Raw genomic sequence first — 15,047 nt, forward strand, 5'->3', positions numbered from 1 at the left:
GCTACCTCGCCATCGGCGCGCAGGACAGGATCTCCGGGGAGAGCTTTCCCGGACGGGTGAGCCCGGCCAGTGCCAGGGTCAGCTCCAGCTCGGCCTGAAGACAGCGCAGGACGTGCTGGACGCCCGCCTGACCGCCCAACGCCAGCCCGTAGGTGTACGGGCGCCCGACCAGGACCGCCTCGGCGCCGAGCGCGAGCGCCTTGGCGACGTCCGCGCCGGTCCGGATACCGCTGTCGAAAAGGACGGTCACCTGGTCGCCGACCGCCTTCACCACCCCCGGCAGCGCGTCCAGGGACGCGACGGCGCCGTCCACCTGCCGCCCGCCGTGGTTGGACACGATGACGCCGTCCATTCCCGCGTCGGCCGCCTGCCGGGCGTCGTCGGGATGCTGGATGCCCTTGAGGGCGATCGGCCCCTCCCAGTGATCCCGCAGGAATATCAGGTCGTCCCAGGTGAGGCTCGGGTCGCCGAAGTTGGCGGCCCAGTGCAGCAGCGCGGCGCCGCGGTTGGCGTCGGTGACCGGCCCGCCCACCGCCTTCTGGAAGACCGGGTCGCTGAAGTAGTTCGCGACACCGACGCCGCGCAGGAACGGCAGGTAGCCGCGGTCGAGGTCGCGTGGACGCCAGGCCAGCGTGAACGTGTCGAGGGTGACGACGAGGGCGGTGTAGCCCGCGCCCTTCGCACGCTCCAGGAAGCTGACCGCGAGGTCGCGGTCCTTCGGCCAGTACAGCTGGTACCAGCGGGGCGCACCGTCACCGCCGGCCTCCGCGACCTCCTCGATCGAGTGGGACGCCGCCGTGCTCAGCACCATCGTCAGCCCCTCGGCCGCGGCCGCCCGCGCGACCGCCCGTTCCCCCTCCGGATGAAAGATCGACTGGACGCCGATCGGCGCGAGCACGACCGGCGCGGGCATCGCCGTGCCCAGCACCTCCACCGACAGGTCCCGCTCGGCGACGTCGCGCAGCATGCGCGGGACGATCCGCCACCGGTCGAACGCGGCGCGGTTGGCGCGGGCCGTCGCCTCGCTGCCCGCCGCCCCGGCCACGTAGCCGAACGCCTGCTGCGACAGGACGCCCTCGGCGAGCCCCTCCAGCTTCGTCAGATCCGTGGGCAGCGCCGGGAGTACGTCCCCGAGCCCTTGCAGGTAGATGGAGTTCTGGAAGTCGGCGAGCGCGCTCATGCGGGTACCTCCGGCGGGGGACGCGACCCCGCGGGGCCGCCGTGACGTTGTGTCCGGCATCAATCTGCCAGGTCCGCGGCAGGTGACGGAACGGCACCAATCCGGTCGATCAAGCGGCGCGCCCGGTGGGGCGGGCGAAAGATGTCCCCGGGACCGGCCACAATGTCAGGCATGGCACGACGCGGATCCCAAGCCCCTCCCCCGCCGCCGGACTTCGAAGAGAACATCGTCGACGTCGATGTCTCCGAGGAGATGCGCGGCAGTTACCTCGAGTACGCCTACTCAGTGATCTACCAGCGCGCGCTTCCCGACGCGCGCGACGGGCTGAAGCCCGTCCAACGCCGGATCCTGTACTCGATGAACGAGATGGGCCTGCGCCCCGACCGGGGGCACGTCAAGTGCGCCCGCGTCGTCGGCGAGGTCATGGGCAAGCTGCATCCGCACGGCGACAGCGCGATCTACGACGCGATGGTGCGGATGGCGCAGCCCTGGGCGATGCGGATGCCGCTGGTCGACGGGCACGGCAACTTCGGCTCGCTCGGCGGCGACGACCTGCCCGCCGCCATGCGCTACACCGAGGCGCGGATGTCGCGCGAGGCGATGCTCATGGTCGCCTCCATCGACGAGGACACCGTCGACTTCCGGCCCAACTACGACGGTCAGGAGACCGAACCCGAGGTCCTGCCCGCGGGGTTCCCGAACCTGCTGGTGAACGGCGCGTCCGGCATCGCGGTCGGCATGGCCACCAACATGGCGCCGCACAACCTCGGCGAGGTGATCGCCGCCGCACGGCACCTGATCGACCACCCCGACGCGTCGCTGGACGACCTGATGCGCCACGTCCCCGGGCCCGACCTGCCCACCGGTGGCAAGATCGTCGGGCTGGACGGCGTCCGCGACGCCTACGAGCGCGGCCGGGGGACGTTCCGCACCCGGGCCACCACGTCCATCGAGAACGTCACGCCCCGCCGCAAGGGCATCGTCGTCAGCGAGCTGCCGTACGCGGTCGGCCCGGAGCGCGTCAAGGCCAAGATCAAGGAACTGGTCAACGCCAAGAAGATCCAGGGCATCGCCGACCTGAAGGACCTCACCGACCGCAACGTCGGCCTGCGGCTCGTCATCGAGATCAAGAACGGCTTCAATCCCGAGGCCGTGCTGAACGACCTCTACCGGCTCACGCCGATGGAGGAGACGTTCGGCATCAACAACGTCGCGCTCGTCGACGGCCAGCCCCGCACCCTCGGGCTGCGCGACATGCTCCAGGTGTACGTCGACCACCGCATCGAGGTCGTACGGCGTCGCTCGCTGCACCGCCGCAAGAAGCGCGAAGACCGCCTGCACCTCGTCGACGGACTGCTGGTCGCGCTGCTCAACATCGACGAGGTCATCCAGGTCATCCGGCAGAGCGATGACGCCGCGCAGGCCAAGCAGCGGCTCATGCAGATCTTCGAGCTGTCGGAGATCCAGGCCCAGTACATCCTCGACACGCCGCTGCGCCGGCTCACCCGCTACGACCGGCTGGAGCTGGAGAAGGAGAAGGAGCAGCTCGCCAAGGAGATCGCCAAGCTGACCGCGATCCTGGAGTCGGAGCGCAAGCTGCGCGGGCTGGTGTCCAAGGAGCTCGGCGAGGTCGCGGCCGAGTTCGCCACGCCGCGCCGCACCATCCTGCTGGAGTCGTCCGGCCACACCGCGGCGACCGCGGTGCCGCTGGAGGTCGCGGACGACCCCTGTACCGTCCTGCTGTCGGCCACCGGGCTGATGGCGCGCACGCACGGCTCCGGGCCGCTGCCCGACAGCGGCCCCCGCGCCCCGCACGACGTGCTGGTCTCGGTGGTGCCGGCGACGGCGCGGGCGCAGGTGGGCGCCGTCACCTCCCAGGGACGGATGATCCGCGTGGACGTCCTCGACCTGCCGACGCTGCCGGCGTCCGCGACCCCGCCGTCCCTGGCGGGCGGAGCGCCGGTCACCGAGTACGTCGACCTGGAACCGGACGAGACGGTCGTCGGCATCGCCTCGCTGGACGACACCGGCGGCGGCCTCGCGCTCGGCACCGAGCAGGGTGTGGTCAAGCGGGTCGTGCCCGACTTCCCCGCGAACCGCGACGAGTTCGAGGTGATCGGGCTCAAGGAGGGCGACCGCGTCGTCGGTGCCGTGCAACTCCTCGACGAAGACCAGCACGTCGTGTTCATCACGACCGACGCCCAGCTCCTGCACTTCGCCGCCGCCAACGTCCGGCCGCAGGGTCGCGCCGCGGGCGGGATGGCGGGCATCAAGCTGGGCGCCGGTGCCAGGGTGCTGTGGTTCGGGGCGCTCGACCCCACGCGCGAGGCGCGGGTCATCACGATCTCCGGATCGTCCTCGGCGCTGCCCGGCACCCAGAACGGCGCGATCAAGCTGGCCGACTTCGCCGACTTCCCGGCCAAGGGCCGCGCGACCGGCGGGGTCCGCTCGCACCGCTTCCTCAAGGGCGAGGACGTCCTGCTCCAGGCGTGGGCGGCGGCCACCCCGCTGCGCGCGTCGGGGGCGAACGGCAGGCCGGTCACCCTGAACGCCGCCCTCGGCCGCCGCGACGGGTCGGGCGAGAGCCTCGACAAGCCCATCGCCTCGATCGGCGGTCCGATCGGGCCGGCCCCCGAGGACGACCCACCGGAACTGGACTGAGACGCCGGTGTCCCGGGCCGGTCGCGCTCGGCAAGGGCCCGGGGCACCGCCTCCGGTCAGCCCTTGTCGAGCGCGACGGCCTGCTCGATGTAGTCGCGCAGGGCGACCTCGTCGATGTCGTCGATGCTCTTGATCTTGACGTGCCGGGTGTTCTTGCCGACCCCCTCAAGGAGCCCGTGCGCGTCCTGGAACGCCGCACCGCGCTCGAAGGCGAAGGTGAGGTGGGTCTTGCTCTGGCTGATCACGGCGAGGAGCTTCGCGCCACGCCACGCCGGCGAGCCGTAGGTGAGGCACTCCTCGGCACCGGGCGCATGCGCGACCATCAGCGTGCGCAGGACGTCGACGATCCCGGCGTACCTGGGGTCGAGCTTGTCGGCGATGTAGGCGTCGATCTCGTTGCCGGGCATGACGCGGTTCCCCTTCGTTCACGTGCGGCGTGGTCACCGGGCTGCGGAGTGGCCCCTGGTATCCGAAGGTAGGACCGGGGATGGCTCCGCGTCAGGGCCCTAGGGCCCTGACGCCGGCGCCGCGGGCCCTATCGCCCGGGTGACAATGGGCGCATGGCGATCGCATCGTTCATGGTTCCGCTCGGCTCCTCGATCCCCGCGTTCCGTCTCCCGTCCGTGGCGGGCGGTACCGTCTCGGACGAGGACTTTCGCGAGGCCCCGGCCCTGCTGGTGGCCTTCCTGTCCAATCACTGCCCGTACGTGCGCCGCATCGAGGCGGGCATCGGCGCGGTCACCGCCGAGTACGCCGCCAAGGGGGTGGTCACCGTCGCGATCGGCAGCAACGACACCGTGCGTTACCCCGACGACGACGCCGACCACCTGCGCGAGCAGGCCGCCCGTGCCGGATTCACCTTCCCCTACCTCCTTGACGAGACGCAGGAGACCGCGCACGCCTACCGGGCGGCGTGCACCCCCGACTTCTTCCTGTACGGCGGCGACCGGAGGCTGGCCTACCGCGGGCAGTTCGACGGCTCCCGCCCGAAGAACGACGTCCCCGTGGACGGCTCCTCCCTCCGCGCCGCCCTGGACCTGGTACTCGCGGGCGAACCCGTCCCCGAACCCCACACGCCCAGCCTCGGCTGCGGCATCAAGTGGAAGCCGGGAAACGACCCGGTGTGATCACGCGGAGGCGGCCTCGCCCTCCCTCGCCCGGGGGAGGGCCGGGGCGCACCGCCCGCGTTCGGCGGACGCGGCGAGGGCCTCGAACAGTTCGGCCGGGCCGCCTTCCGCCCGGTCGTAGTGCCAGTGGCGGACGAGGGTCTCGCCTTCGGCACCCGGGTCGAAGTGCCCCAGCGTGAAGCAGCCGGCGACGGCCATCCGGGCGATCACTCGATCGTCGTCGTCCAGTTGCGTCACATAGACCGCCGCGTCGATGAGGCCGATCGCGGCGCGGGCGTTGCGGCCGTCGTCGCGCTCGTCGGCCCGGTTGATCCGCCATTGCGCGTAGGGCCGCAGGTATTCCGCGATCATCCACGTCTTGAGCACGCCGCAGTCCTCTCGGGGTCGCCTCCCCCCATAGTGGAAACGTCGCGGCACGTCGGCCCCCGCTTTGACCGAGCTCTTGCCCCCGGCTACCGCATGTTGACCACAGACCGCGGTCAGGAAGTGAGGCCGTGGTTGAAGGCGTAGGTGACGGCCTGGGCCCGGTCGCGCAGGTTCGCCTTGGCGAACAGGTTGTTGATGTGCGTCTTGACCGTCGCCTCGCTGATGAACAGGTCACCGGCGATCTCGGCGTTGGAACGGCCCTGGGCGATCAGCGCCAGCACCTCGGCCTCGCGGCGGGTCAGCCCGTCGGGCAGTTCCCCGCCGTCCCGGCGGCGGGCGGGCCGCTCACCGGCCGCCACCGCCTCGACCAGGCGGCGCTGGACGGCGGGGTCGAGCTGCGCCGCTCCCCCGCGGACCGCCGCGACGGCGCGTGCGATCTCCTCCGCGCCGGCGTCCTTGGTCAGGTAGCCGCGCGCCCCCGCCCGCAGTGCGGCGAAGATCGACTCATCGTCGGCGTAGGTGGTGAGCACGACGACCTCGACGCCCGGATGCTCCTGCTTGATCCGCCGGGTCGCCTCCACCCCGTCCACCCTCGGCATCCGCAGATCCATCAGGACGACGTCGGGCCGCACCTCGTTCACCAGGGCGAGGGCCTGCTCGCCGTCTCCCGCCGACCCGGCCACCTCGATGCCGGGCAGCAGTTCCAGCAGGAGGACCAGGCCCTCGCGCACCACCGTCTGGTCGTCGACGACCAGGATCCTCGTCTTGTCGCTCACAGCGTCCTGTCTCCTGCTGTCCTGTCTCCCGGCGCCCCGTCTCTCGGTGCCCCGACTCCTGGTGCCCCGTCTCGAACGTCCGGGCCGACGCTGGTCAGGCCGGCACTTGGAGCGACACGCGGAAGCCCTTTCCATCCGGCCCGGTCTCCAGGGTCCCATCGATCAATTCGGCGCGCTCACGCATGCCCACCAGGCCGTACCCGCCGCCGCCCAGCTCCAGCGTCGGCTCGGTCCCGCCGGTGTCGGTCACTTCGAGTTCCACCGTGCCGGCCAGATAGCGCAACGCGACGTATGCGCGCGCGCCGGGCGCGTGCTTGCGGATGTTGGTGAGCGCCTCCTGCGCGGTACGTACCACCGCGAGCCCTGCCTGCGGGGAAAGCTCCCGGGGCGTACCCGCCACCTGCACGTCACAGGGGCGGCCGGTACTGGCGTGGAACTCCTCGGCGAGCTCGGCGATGACCTCTTTCGGCTCCGGGATCTCACCGCGCAGCGTGGCGAGGGACCGCCGCGTCTCCTCCAGGCCGGATTTGGCCAGATCCCTGGCCCGCTCCACCCGGTCCAGGGCTTGAACCCGGTCGCCGTCCCGGGACAGGAGCAACCGCGCGCCCTCCAGATGGACGATCTGCGCCGACAGCGAGTGCGCCAGAATGTCGTGGATCTCCCGTGCGATGTGGGACCGCTCGGCCAGCACGGCGTTCGCGGCCTCCGCCCTCCGCGCGGCCTCCTGCGCGGCCACGGCCTGCCGGCTCGCGAGGGCACCGAGGGAGAGTCCGCCGAACGCGGCCATCAGTCCGAGATCGGCGCCGCCCGCCCGGAACAGCTCGCCCAGCACACCCACGGCACCGATGATGAGCAGGCTCGTGCCGATGGCCCAGGGCAGGGGCAGGCGCACCATGAGCGCCCAGAGCGGGACCATGGCGAAGAACACCCCGGAATGAGGCGCGACCGCGTACAGCGCGAGTGACATCGCCACCCCTGCCAGCAGCAGGGCGATCCCCTGACTGCGCCAGGGTGAGTCCTTCTTGCGCCCCACCCACAGTCCGCTTCCGACCAGGGCGAACATGCTCACCGTGAGGAGGACGACGGCCAGCCCCGCCCCGTGCAGGGCCGGGGCGGGCGTGTCCTGGAACAGGCTGCGCACGTAGGCGCTCAAACCCCAGAGGGGCAGCGCGCCGAAGACAAGGATCTTGGTGATCCACTCCCCGATGAGCCCCCTGCGGGTGGTCACGGCCCGCTTGCACGGATTCACGGCACGAGACCGGACTGTCCGGTACCGGCGGAGGCCCCCGGTGTCCGCCGTCCGGGGCCGGTGACCTGGTCCAGGCGCAGGTCGTCGAGCATGGTCATGCCGTCGACGCTACGGGACATCCCGGGCACCCGGTATCGGAGCAGGGCTGGAATCGACGTCTCCACCGTCGGGTGGAGCTCTCCTACCCATGGGCGCCTCTCGCCCGAGGAAGCCGGAGGGAGGCCCCGCGAACGGGGCCCTCCCTCACCTCACACGTCGATGCGCTCGGCGTCCAGTTCGGAGGCGCCCGCGGTGATGAACTCGCGGCGGGGGGCCACCTCGCTGCCCATGAGCAGCTCGAAGATCTTGGCTGCGTCCTCGGCGTCCTCGATGCGGATACGCCGCAGGATGCGGTGGCGCGGGTCCATGGTGGTCTCGGCCAGCTGGTCGGCGTCCATCTCACCGAGGCCCTTGTAACGCTGGACGGGCTCCTTCCAGCGCTGGCCCTTGCGTTCGAACTCCACCAGCTTGCGGGTCAGCTCGCCGTCGCTGTAGCAGTAGACGTACTTGTCGAGCCCCTTCTTCGGCTTGATCAGTTCGATCCGGTGCAGCGGCGGGACGGCCGTGAAGACCCGGCCCGCCTCCAGCATCGGGCGCATGTAGCGGTAGAGCAGCGTGAGCAGCAGGCAGCGGATGTGCGAGCCGTCGACGTCGGCGTCCGCCATCAGGATGAGCCGGCCGTAACGGGCGGAGTCGAGGTCGAACGTGCGGCCCGACCCGGCCCCGAGCACCTGGATGATCGCGGCGCACTCGGTGTTCTTGAGCATGTCGGCGACGGACGCCTTCTGCACGTTGAGGATCTTGCCGCGGATCGGCAGCAGTGCCTGGAACTCGGAGTTGCGGGCGAGCTTGGCCGTGCCGAGCGCGGAGTCGCCCTCGACGATGAACAGCTCGCTGCGGTCGTCGGCGGTGCGGCAGTCGACGAGCTTGGCCGGCAGCGCCGAATTCTCCAGTGCGTTCTTACGGCGCTGGTTGTCGCGCTGGGTGCGGGCGGCGATGCGGGTCCTGGCCGCGCCCACCACCTTCTCCAGGACGGCGCGCAGCGGCTGCTTCTGACCGCGCGGCGGGTTCTCGAACACGGCTCGCAGCTCGCGCATCACGACCTGGGAGACGATCCGGGTGGCCGCGGACGTGCCGAGGACCTCCTTGGTCTGCCCCTCGAACTGCGGCTCGGGCAGCCGGACCGTCACCACGCTGGTGAGGCCTTCCAGGACGTCTTCCTTGAGGACGTCCTCGTCGCCGTTCTTCAGCAGCTTCACCGCCCGCAGCTGCTCGTTGAGGACCTTGAGCACGGCGCGGTCGAAGCCCCGCACGTGGGTGCCGCCCTTCGGGGTGGCGATCACGTTCACGAACGACTTGGTGATCGTGTCGTATCCGGTGCCCCAGCGCAGCGCGATGTCGACCTCGAGGTCGCGTTCCACGTCGGTGGGCGTGAGATGGCCCTGGTCGTCCAGCACGGGGACGGTCTCGGTGAAGTGGCCGCGCCCCTGTAGCCGCAGCACGTCGACGATCGGGGCGTCCTTGGCGAGGTAGGTGCAGAACTCGCCGATACCGCCGTCGAAGCGGAACGTCGCCTCGACGGCCTCCTCGCCGCGCTCGTCACGGACGTCGATCGTGAGGCCCGGGATCAGGAACGCGGTCTGGCGCATGCGGTCCATGACGAGGGCCTGCTCGACCGTGGCGTCCTTGATGAAGATCTGCATATCCGGCCAGAAGCGGACGCGGGTGCCGGTGACCTTCCTGGCGACCTTGCGGATCTGCCGGAGGCCGGACCTCTTCTTGAACCGGGCGTTCGGGCGGCCCTCGTCGGCGAACTCGCCGGGCAGGCCGCGCCGGAAGCTGATGGCGTGGGTGTGGCCTTCGCGGTCGACCTCGACGTCCAGCCGGGCGGACAGGGCGTTGACCACGGACGCGCCGACGCCGTGCAGGCCGCCGGACGCCGTGTAGGACACGCCGCCGAACTTGCCGCCCGCGTGCAGCCGGGTCATGACCAGCTCCACGCCGGGCAGGCCCGTCTTGGGCTCCAGGTCGACCGGGATGCCGCGACCGTTGTCGCCCACCTCGAACGACCCGTCGGCGTGCATCGTCACGCTGATATGGGTGCAGTAGCCGGCGAGGGCCTCGTCGACGCAGTTGTCAACGATCTCCCACAGGCAGTGTGCGAGGCCCCGGCTGTCGGTCGACCCGATGTACATGCCGGGTCGCTTCCGGACGGCCTCCAGCCCTTCCAGCACCGATAGGTGCCGGGCGGAGTAGCCGTGCGGGTCGTCGGTGGTCGCTTCGGCGGTCGCGGCGGTCAACTGCTTGTGCTCCTCGGGGGTAGGACATTCGCCAGCAGGGTACCCCCGGCCGCCGACAAACCACCGGCAGGCTCGCCGCCAGGGCCCTCCCGGGGCCTGCGGGTGGAGTCCCGAACGTCCACCTCCGGGTGGGTGCCGGGCGGTTCGTTCGTTCCCTAACCTCCTCCGCATGGCACAAACGATCGAGGTCGGCGAACTGCGCAAGCGATACGGGGACGTCCGGGCGGTGGACGGGGTGACCTTCGGGGTCGACGAGGGCGAGTTCTTCGGGATCCTCGGGCCCAACGGTGCCGGCAAGACCACGACACTGGAGATCATCGAGGGGCTCCGGGAGGCCGACGGCGGGGAGGTCTCGGTGCTCGGGATGCGGCCGTGGCCGCGCAATCCGAAGCTGCTGCCCCGGATCGGCGTCCAGTTGCAGGCGTCGTCGTTCTTCGAGCGGCTGACCGCGCGGGAGCAGTTGCGGACCTTCGGGTCGCTCTACGGTGTCCCCGCCAGGCGGGCCGACACGATGCTGGAGACGGTCGGGCTGACCGACAAGGCCGACGTCCGGGTCGAGCAGCTGTCGGGCGGGCAGGCGCAGCGGCTGTCGATCGCGTGCGCGCTCGTCCACGATCCGGAGCTCGTGTTCCTGGACGAGCCGACCGCCGCCCTGGACCCGCAGGCCCGCCGCAACCTGTGGGACGTCCTCAAGAAGATCAACACCGAGGGCCGCACGATCGTGCTCACCACGCACTACATGGACGAGGCGGAGATCCTCTGTGACCGTGTCGCGATCATGGACGCGGGACGGGTGCTGCGGCTCGGTCCCCCGGCGACGCTGGTACGCGGCCTGGACGCGCCGTCCCGGATCAGCGTGGCCAGCGGCGTCCTCGCGCTGGATGCGGCGCGAGCGCTGCCCGGCGCCGACGAGGCGGCCGACGACGGCGTGTCGCTGACGATCTCCACCCGCGACCCGTCGGCCGTGGTCGCGGCGATGGCCGCCGAGGACGCCCTGGACGGCGTCCAGATCCGCGGCGCGACCCTGGAGGACGTCTTCCTCGACCTGACCGGACGGGAGTACCGGGCATGAGCACCTTCGAGAGCTTCAAGAGCCTGTCGCGGGCCATGTTCCTCGGGTTCCGCCGTGATCGCGGTGCACTGTTCTTCACGATCCTGTTCCCGCTGATGTTCCTCGTGATCTTCGGTGGGGTGTTCGGGCACCAGACGACGCCCAAGGTGAAGGTGCTGGAGATCGGCCCGGTGGCCGTCCTGGACCAGGCCGTGGCGCACGACTCCGCCTCGCTGGGCAAGATCATGAAGGTCACCAGGTCGTCCGACCGGGCCGCGGCGCTGCGCAAGGTGGAGAAGGGCGACGCGGACGCGGCCGTGGAGCAGCGGGGCGGCGAGTTGGTCGTTCACTACTCAGCGGCCGACCAGGTCAAGTCGGGGACGGTGCGGGGCCTGATGGACTCGATGGTCCAGTCGGCGAACCTCGCCGCGTCCGGGAAGCCCCCGGCGTACAAGATGAGCTCGCAGCAGGTGGAGGACGACTCCCTCAACGCGATCCAGTTCTTCACTCCGAGCCTGCTCGGCTGGGCGCTGGCGTCCGCGGGCGTGTTCGGCGCCTCGCAGACGCTCGTCACGTGGCGGACCAAGGGCATCCTGCGGCGCCTCCAGCTCTCCCCTGCGCCGATCCCCACCGTGTTCGGTGCTCGCGTGGCCGTCAGCCTGGCCGTCGCGCTCATCCAGTTCGCCTTGTTCGTCACGGTCGCTCAGCTTCCGGTGTTCGGGCTGAAGCTCGGGCACGCGTGGTGGATGGCCATCCCGATGGTGATGGCGGGATGCCTTGCGTTCCTGTCGATCGGGATGCTGATCGGCGCGTGGGCGAAGACGCAGGAGACCGCCCAGGCGGTGACGCAGCTCGTGGTCCTGCCGATGGCGTTCCTGGGCGGCTCGTTCTTCCCTCTCGACGCCGCGCCCACGTGGCTCAAGGCCCTGTCGTACATCTTCCCTCTGCGCTACCTGAACGAGGGGATGCTGAACGTGATGGGACGCGGTCTCGGTCCCACATCGGCGTTGCCGCAGATCGGCGTCCTGCTCGGTGTTGCGGTCGTCGGCGCGCTGATCGCCACGCGTCTGTTCCGGTGGGACACCACCTGATGTGACCTCGGTCACTAATTGGACCATTCTGCTGTGGGCGTACGAAGAAACAGGTTGGGAACGTCCACGTCGGGTTAGATGTTCTCCTAAGTACCGACCCCGAGCATGAGGAAGGTGCCGTGACTGGAGCCCTTGCCCCAACCAAGCCGTTGACCGTCGCCGACCGTTGCGACCGCTGCGGCGCCCAGGCCTACGTCCGTGCAGTCCTTGTAGGCGGCGGCGACCTTCTGTTCTGCGCCCACCACGGACGCAGGTACGCAGAGGCCCTGCGCGCCAACGGGGCCGACATTCAGGACGAGACCGACAGGCTCACCGAAACCCCGGCAACCGCTTCGAGCGACGAGCGGTAGGCGTCGAAATAGAAGCACCCCCGCACGGCGGTCACCGACCAAGGTGACCGCCGTTCGCATTCCGCCCGTTCCGCCCTCTCGGGAAGCCAAAATGGATACGACTACACACCGTAATGAATTGATCACATAATGTAGCGGAAATGGCCGCCACCGTGACCCGGATCACGAGACTCCCGACGTGCCGGCGACAAGGTGACGGTCTTCACCTGCTGCTCACCGACCTGTTCCGCCTTTGGGGGGATAGTGCACATCCTGCTTCCACCGTCGGAGAAGAAGGCCGCCACCGGAGACGGGCCTCCCCTCGACCTGGCCTCGCTGAGCTTCCCCGAGCTCAATCCCATCCGGGAACGCGTCCTGGCGGCTCTGGGCGAGGCGTGCACGCGCGGAGACGCGCCAGAGGTGCTCGGGTTCCCCGCCGGTCAAGCGGACGAGGCTCTGACCCGTAACAGGGCCCTGTACACGGCGCCGACCCTGCCCGTTGCCCGGCTGTACACAGGCGTGCTGTACGACAATCTGGACCTGCCGAATCTGGACCCGCGGGCCGCCGCCCAGCAGATCATCGTCTTCTCGGGCCTGTGGGGGGCGCTGAGGCTCACCGACCGCATCCCGCCCTATCGGCTCGCCATGGCGGTGTCCCTCCCGCCTGAGGGACGCCTGAGCGCTCTCTGGCGCCCGGCGATGCGGGACGCCTTGCGATTGGACGGCCTGGTCGTCGACATGCGCTCAGGGCCGTACGCGTCCGCCTGGAGGGCTTCGGAGCCCGCCGTGGCGGTGCGGGTGTTCCGGGAGCGGATCCTCGGCGGGGTGGCCAAACGGACGGTGGTCAGCCACATGGCCAAGGCGACGCGCGGGCAGATCGCGCACGACCTGCTCAAGGCAGGCGTCAACCCCCGCACCCCTGACCAGCTGCTCAAGGCCGTCGCCAATCTCGGCCACACGGTCGAGCTGAACGGCCCGAACCTGGACGTCATCCTCAACACCTGAGGGCTCGCGTTCAGCGCGAACGAACCAGGGCCCTCGTCCTAGACCGGACGAGGGCCCTGACCACAGCTACCAGTCGGGCGGTGGCTCAGTCGAGGTAGTCGCGCAACACCTGCGAGCGCGACGGGTGACGGAGCTTCGACATGGTCTTGGACTCGATCTGCCGGATGCGCTCCCGGGTCACCCCGTACACCTTGCCGATCTCGTCGAGGGTCTTCGGCTGGCCGTCGGTGAGGCCGAACCTCATCGACACCACGCCCGCCTCGCGCTCGCTGAGCGTGTCCAGCACGGAGTGGAGCTGCTCCTGCAGCAGCGTGAAGCTGACCGCGTCGGCCGGGACGATGGCCTCGGAGTCCTCGATGAGGTCACCGAACTCGCTGTCGCCGTCCTCGCCGAGCGGGGTGTGCAGGGAGATCGGCTCGCGACCGTACTTCTGGACCTCGACGACCTTCTCCGGGGTCATGTCGAGTTCCTTGGCCAGCTCCTCCGGGGTGGGCTCGCGGCCCAGGTCCTGGAGCATCTGCCGCTGCACGCGCGCGAGCTTGTTGATGACCTCGACCATGTGCACCGGGATGCGGATGGTGCGGGCCTGGTCGGCCATCGCGCGGGTGATCGCCTGCCGGATCCACCAGGTGGCGTACGTGGAGAACTTGTAGCCCTTGGTGTAGTCGAACTTCTCGACCGCGCGGATGAGGCCGAGGTTGCCCTCCTGGATCAGGTCCAGGAACAGCATGCCGCGTCCGGTGTAGCGCTTGGCCAGGGACACCACGAGCCGAAGGTTGGCCTCCAGCAGGTGGTTCTTGGCGCGGCGCCCGTCCTCGGCGATCCACTCGAAGTCCTCGGTGTCCTCCTCGGACATCGCGGGACCGTCGGCGGCGAGGCGCTCCTCGGCGAACAGCCCGGCCTCGATGCGCTTGGCGAGCTCCACCTCCTGCTCGGCGTTGAGCAGCGGAACCTTGCCGATCTGCTTGAGGTAGTCCTTGACCGGGTCGGCGGTGGCACCGGCGGCCGCGATCTGCTGGGCGGGCGCGTCCTCGTCGTCGTCACCGAGGGTGAACGACTCCTCCTCGCTGGCGGGGGCGGCGCCGTCGGCCCCCGGCTTGCCGGGCGGTGCCTTGGCGACGGGCGCGGCCACGGGGGCCTCGTCCTCCTCGGCCTCGGCCGGCTCCTCCGCCTCGTCGGCGGCGGCCTCGACCTCGAGGTCGACCTCAAGGTCGGTCAGGTCCTCGTCGAGGTCGACATCGACCTCGTCGTCGATCTCGGGGTCCTCGCCCGCCTTCTTGGCCGGTGCCGCCGCCTTCGGGGCGGCGGCCTGCACCGCGCCCTTCTTGGCGGGGGCCGCCTTCTTCGGCTTGGCCCCCTTCGCGGGGGTGGCCTTCCGGGCGGCGGGCTTGGCCGCCGTCGGACGGGACTCGGCGACGGTCTCCTCGGCGACCTCGTCGTCACTGACGACGGCGGTCACCGTGTCGGGCTGCTCCTTGGCCGCGGCGGCGGTCTTGGGCCTGCGCGCCGGCGGCGCCGCGCGCTTGCGCGGACGCTTGGGCGCCGCTGAGTCGGCAGCGCTCACCATGACGGTCACACCCTCCTTGCTAAGGCTCCGCAAAATGCTGGAGGCCTTCGACACGGGGATGTCGGCCTCCTCGAACGTACGTCGTACGTCGTCGGCTTCGAGGTAACCCTGGGACCGTCCACGCTCGATCAGTTGCGCGATGACGTGATCGTGCAGATCTGACGCTTTCGAGGTCGAGCTAGCAGGCGACACAAATACCTCTCGAACGAACGTGTGGCTGGGTTGACCCAAGTGCCCTGACGGGCCCGGCCTCACACTGGGTGGGACCACACACTGGGCGGGACCTCCCCGTGCGGGACCGCAGCG

General features: G+C 70.3%; 13 protein-coding genes. 6 read left to right on the top strand and 7 right to left on the bottom strand.

Annotated features, from left to right (window positions below):
* Position 1: 1 nt before the first annotated feature.
* Positions 2–1,180: a lactate 2-monooxygenase gene (locus AMA02S_RS16260; protein WP_067458667.1), complete on the bottom strand. Its 1,179-nt coding sequence runs from the start codon at positions 1,178–1,180 to the stop codon at positions 2–4.
* A gap of 171 nt (positions 1,181–1,351) precedes the next feature.
* Between AMA02S_RS16260 and AMA02S_RS16265 the strand changes: the two genes are divergently transcribed.
* Positions 1,352–3,841, top strand: a complete 2,490-nt coding sequence (locus tag AMA02S_RS16265; protein ID WP_067458670.1) for a DNA gyrase/topoisomerase IV subunit A — start codon at positions 1,352–1,354, stop codon at positions 3,839–3,841.
* A 56-nt stretch (positions 3,842–3,897) separates the two neighbouring features.
* Here AMA02S_RS16265 and AMA02S_RS16270 read toward each other — a convergent pair whose 3' ends face one another.
* Positions 3,898–4,248, bottom strand: coding sequence for a DUF1801 domain-containing protein (locus tag AMA02S_RS16270; RefSeq protein WP_067458673.1), 351 nt, complete (start codon positions 4,246–4,248; stop codon positions 3,898–3,900).
* A 153-nt stretch (positions 4,249–4,401) separates the two neighbouring features.
* Here AMA02S_RS16270 and AMA02S_RS16275 point away from each other — a divergent pair, with 153 nt between their 5' ends.
* Positions 4,402–4,968 carry a thioredoxin family protein gene (locus tag AMA02S_RS16275; RefSeq protein ID WP_067458676.1) on the top strand — a complete coding sequence of 189 codons (567 nt, stop codon included), beginning with the start codon at positions 4,402–4,404 and terminating at the stop codon, positions 4,966–4,968.
* On the opposite strand, the gene AMA02S_RS16280 is transcribed toward AMA02S_RS16275, so the two are convergent.
* From AMA02S_RS16280 to AMA02S_RS16295, 4 genes are all read right to left on the bottom strand, one after another.
* Positions 4,969–5,334 carry a hypothetical protein gene (locus tag AMA02S_RS16280; RefSeq protein WP_067458679.1) on the bottom strand — a complete coding sequence of 122 codons (366 nt, stop codon included), beginning with the start codon at positions 5,332–5,334 and terminating at the stop codon, positions 4,969–4,971.
* A 113-nt stretch (positions 5,335–5,447) separates the two neighbouring features.
* Positions 5,448–6,110 (bottom strand): response regulator, encoded by a 663-nt coding sequence (locus AMA02S_RS16285; protein ID WP_067458682.1) that lies wholly within the window; start codon positions 6,108–6,110, stop codon positions 5,448–5,450.
* A 94-nt stretch (positions 6,111–6,204) separates the two neighbouring features.
* Positions 6,205–7,338, bottom strand: a complete 1,134-nt coding sequence (locus AMA02S_RS16290; protein ID WP_157430611.1) for a sensor histidine kinase — start codon at positions 7,336–7,338, stop codon at positions 6,205–6,207.
* Between the two features lie 269 nt (positions 7,339–7,607).
* The gene (locus AMA02S_RS16295; protein ID WP_067458685.1) at positions 7,608–9,698 is read right to left on the bottom strand and encodes a DNA gyrase/topoisomerase IV subunit B; all 2,091 of its coding nucleotides are present in this window, start codon (positions 9,696–9,698) and stop codon (positions 7,608–7,610) included.
* Between the two features lie 169 nt (positions 9,699–9,867).
* On the opposite strand from AMA02S_RS16295, the gene AMA02S_RS16300 reads away from it, so the two are divergent.
* The 4 genes from AMA02S_RS16300 (at position 9,868) to AMA02S_RS16315 (ending at position 13,174) form a co-directional block, all read left to right on the top strand.
* Entirely contained in the window at positions 9,868–10,770 is a 903-nt protein-coding gene (locus AMA02S_RS16300; protein WP_067458688.1) for an ABC transporter ATP-binding protein, read from the top strand.
* Positions 10,767–11,840, top strand: coding sequence for an ABC transporter permease (locus AMA02S_RS16305; RefSeq protein ID WP_067458691.1), 1,074 nt, complete (start codon positions 10,767–10,769; stop codon positions 11,838–11,840). The genes AMA02S_RS16300 and AMA02S_RS16305 overlap by 4 nt, the downstream gene beginning before the upstream one ends.
* 119 nt (positions 11,841–11,959) lie before the next feature.
* The gene (locus AMA02S_RS16310; RefSeq protein ID WP_067458694.1) at positions 11,960–12,190 is read left to right on the top strand and encodes a DUF7455 domain-containing protein; all 231 of its coding nucleotides are present in this window, start codon (positions 11,960–11,962) and stop codon (positions 12,188–12,190) included.
* 243 nt (positions 12,191–12,433) lie between these two features.
* Positions 12,434–13,174, top strand: a complete 741-nt coding sequence (locus AMA02S_RS16315; RefSeq protein ID WP_067458697.1) for a YaaA family protein — start codon at positions 12,434–12,436, stop codon at positions 13,172–13,174.
* An 85-nt stretch (positions 13,175–13,259) separates the two neighbouring features.
* Here AMA02S_RS16315 and AMA02S_RS16320 read toward each other — a convergent pair whose 3' ends face one another.
* A complete protein-coding gene (locus AMA02S_RS16320) occupies positions 13,260–14,933 on the bottom strand; it encodes an RNA polymerase sigma factor (RefSeq protein WP_067458700.1) in 1,674 nt (557 codons plus the stop codon).
* Between the last annotated feature and the right edge of the window lie 114 nt (positions 14,934–15,047).

It is taken from the genome of Actinomadura macra NBRC 14102, from assembly GCF_001552215.1.
Lineage (GTDB): Bacteria > Actinomycetota > Actinomycetes > Streptosporangiales > Streptosporangiaceae > Spirillospora > Spirillospora macra.

Bases quoted from the DNA above. Each gene is read 5' to 3' on its own strand.
- AMA02S_RS16260 (WP_067458667.1), bottom strand. From the start codon at position 1,180: ATGAGCGCGCTCGCCGACTTCCAGAACTCCATCTACCTGCAAGGGCTC.
- AMA02S_RS16265 (WP_067458670.1), top strand. From the start codon at position 1,352: ATGGCACGACGCGGATCCCAAGCCCCTCCCCCGCCGCCGGACTTCGAA.
- AMA02S_RS16270 (WP_067458673.1), bottom strand. From the start codon at position 4,248: ATGCCCGGCAACGAGATCGACGCCTACATCGCCGACAAGCTCGACCCC.
- AMA02S_RS16275 (WP_067458676.1), top strand. From the start codon at position 4,402: ATGGCGATCGCATCGTTCATGGTTCCGCTCGGCTCCTCGATCCCCGCG.
- AMA02S_RS16300 (WP_067458688.1), top strand. From the start codon at position 9,868: ATGGCACAAACGATCGAGGTCGGCGAACTGCGCAAGCGATACGGGGAC.
- AMA02S_RS16305 (WP_067458691.1), top strand. From the start codon at position 10,767: ATGAGCACCTTCGAGAGCTTCAAGAGCCTGTCGCGGGCCATGTTCCTC.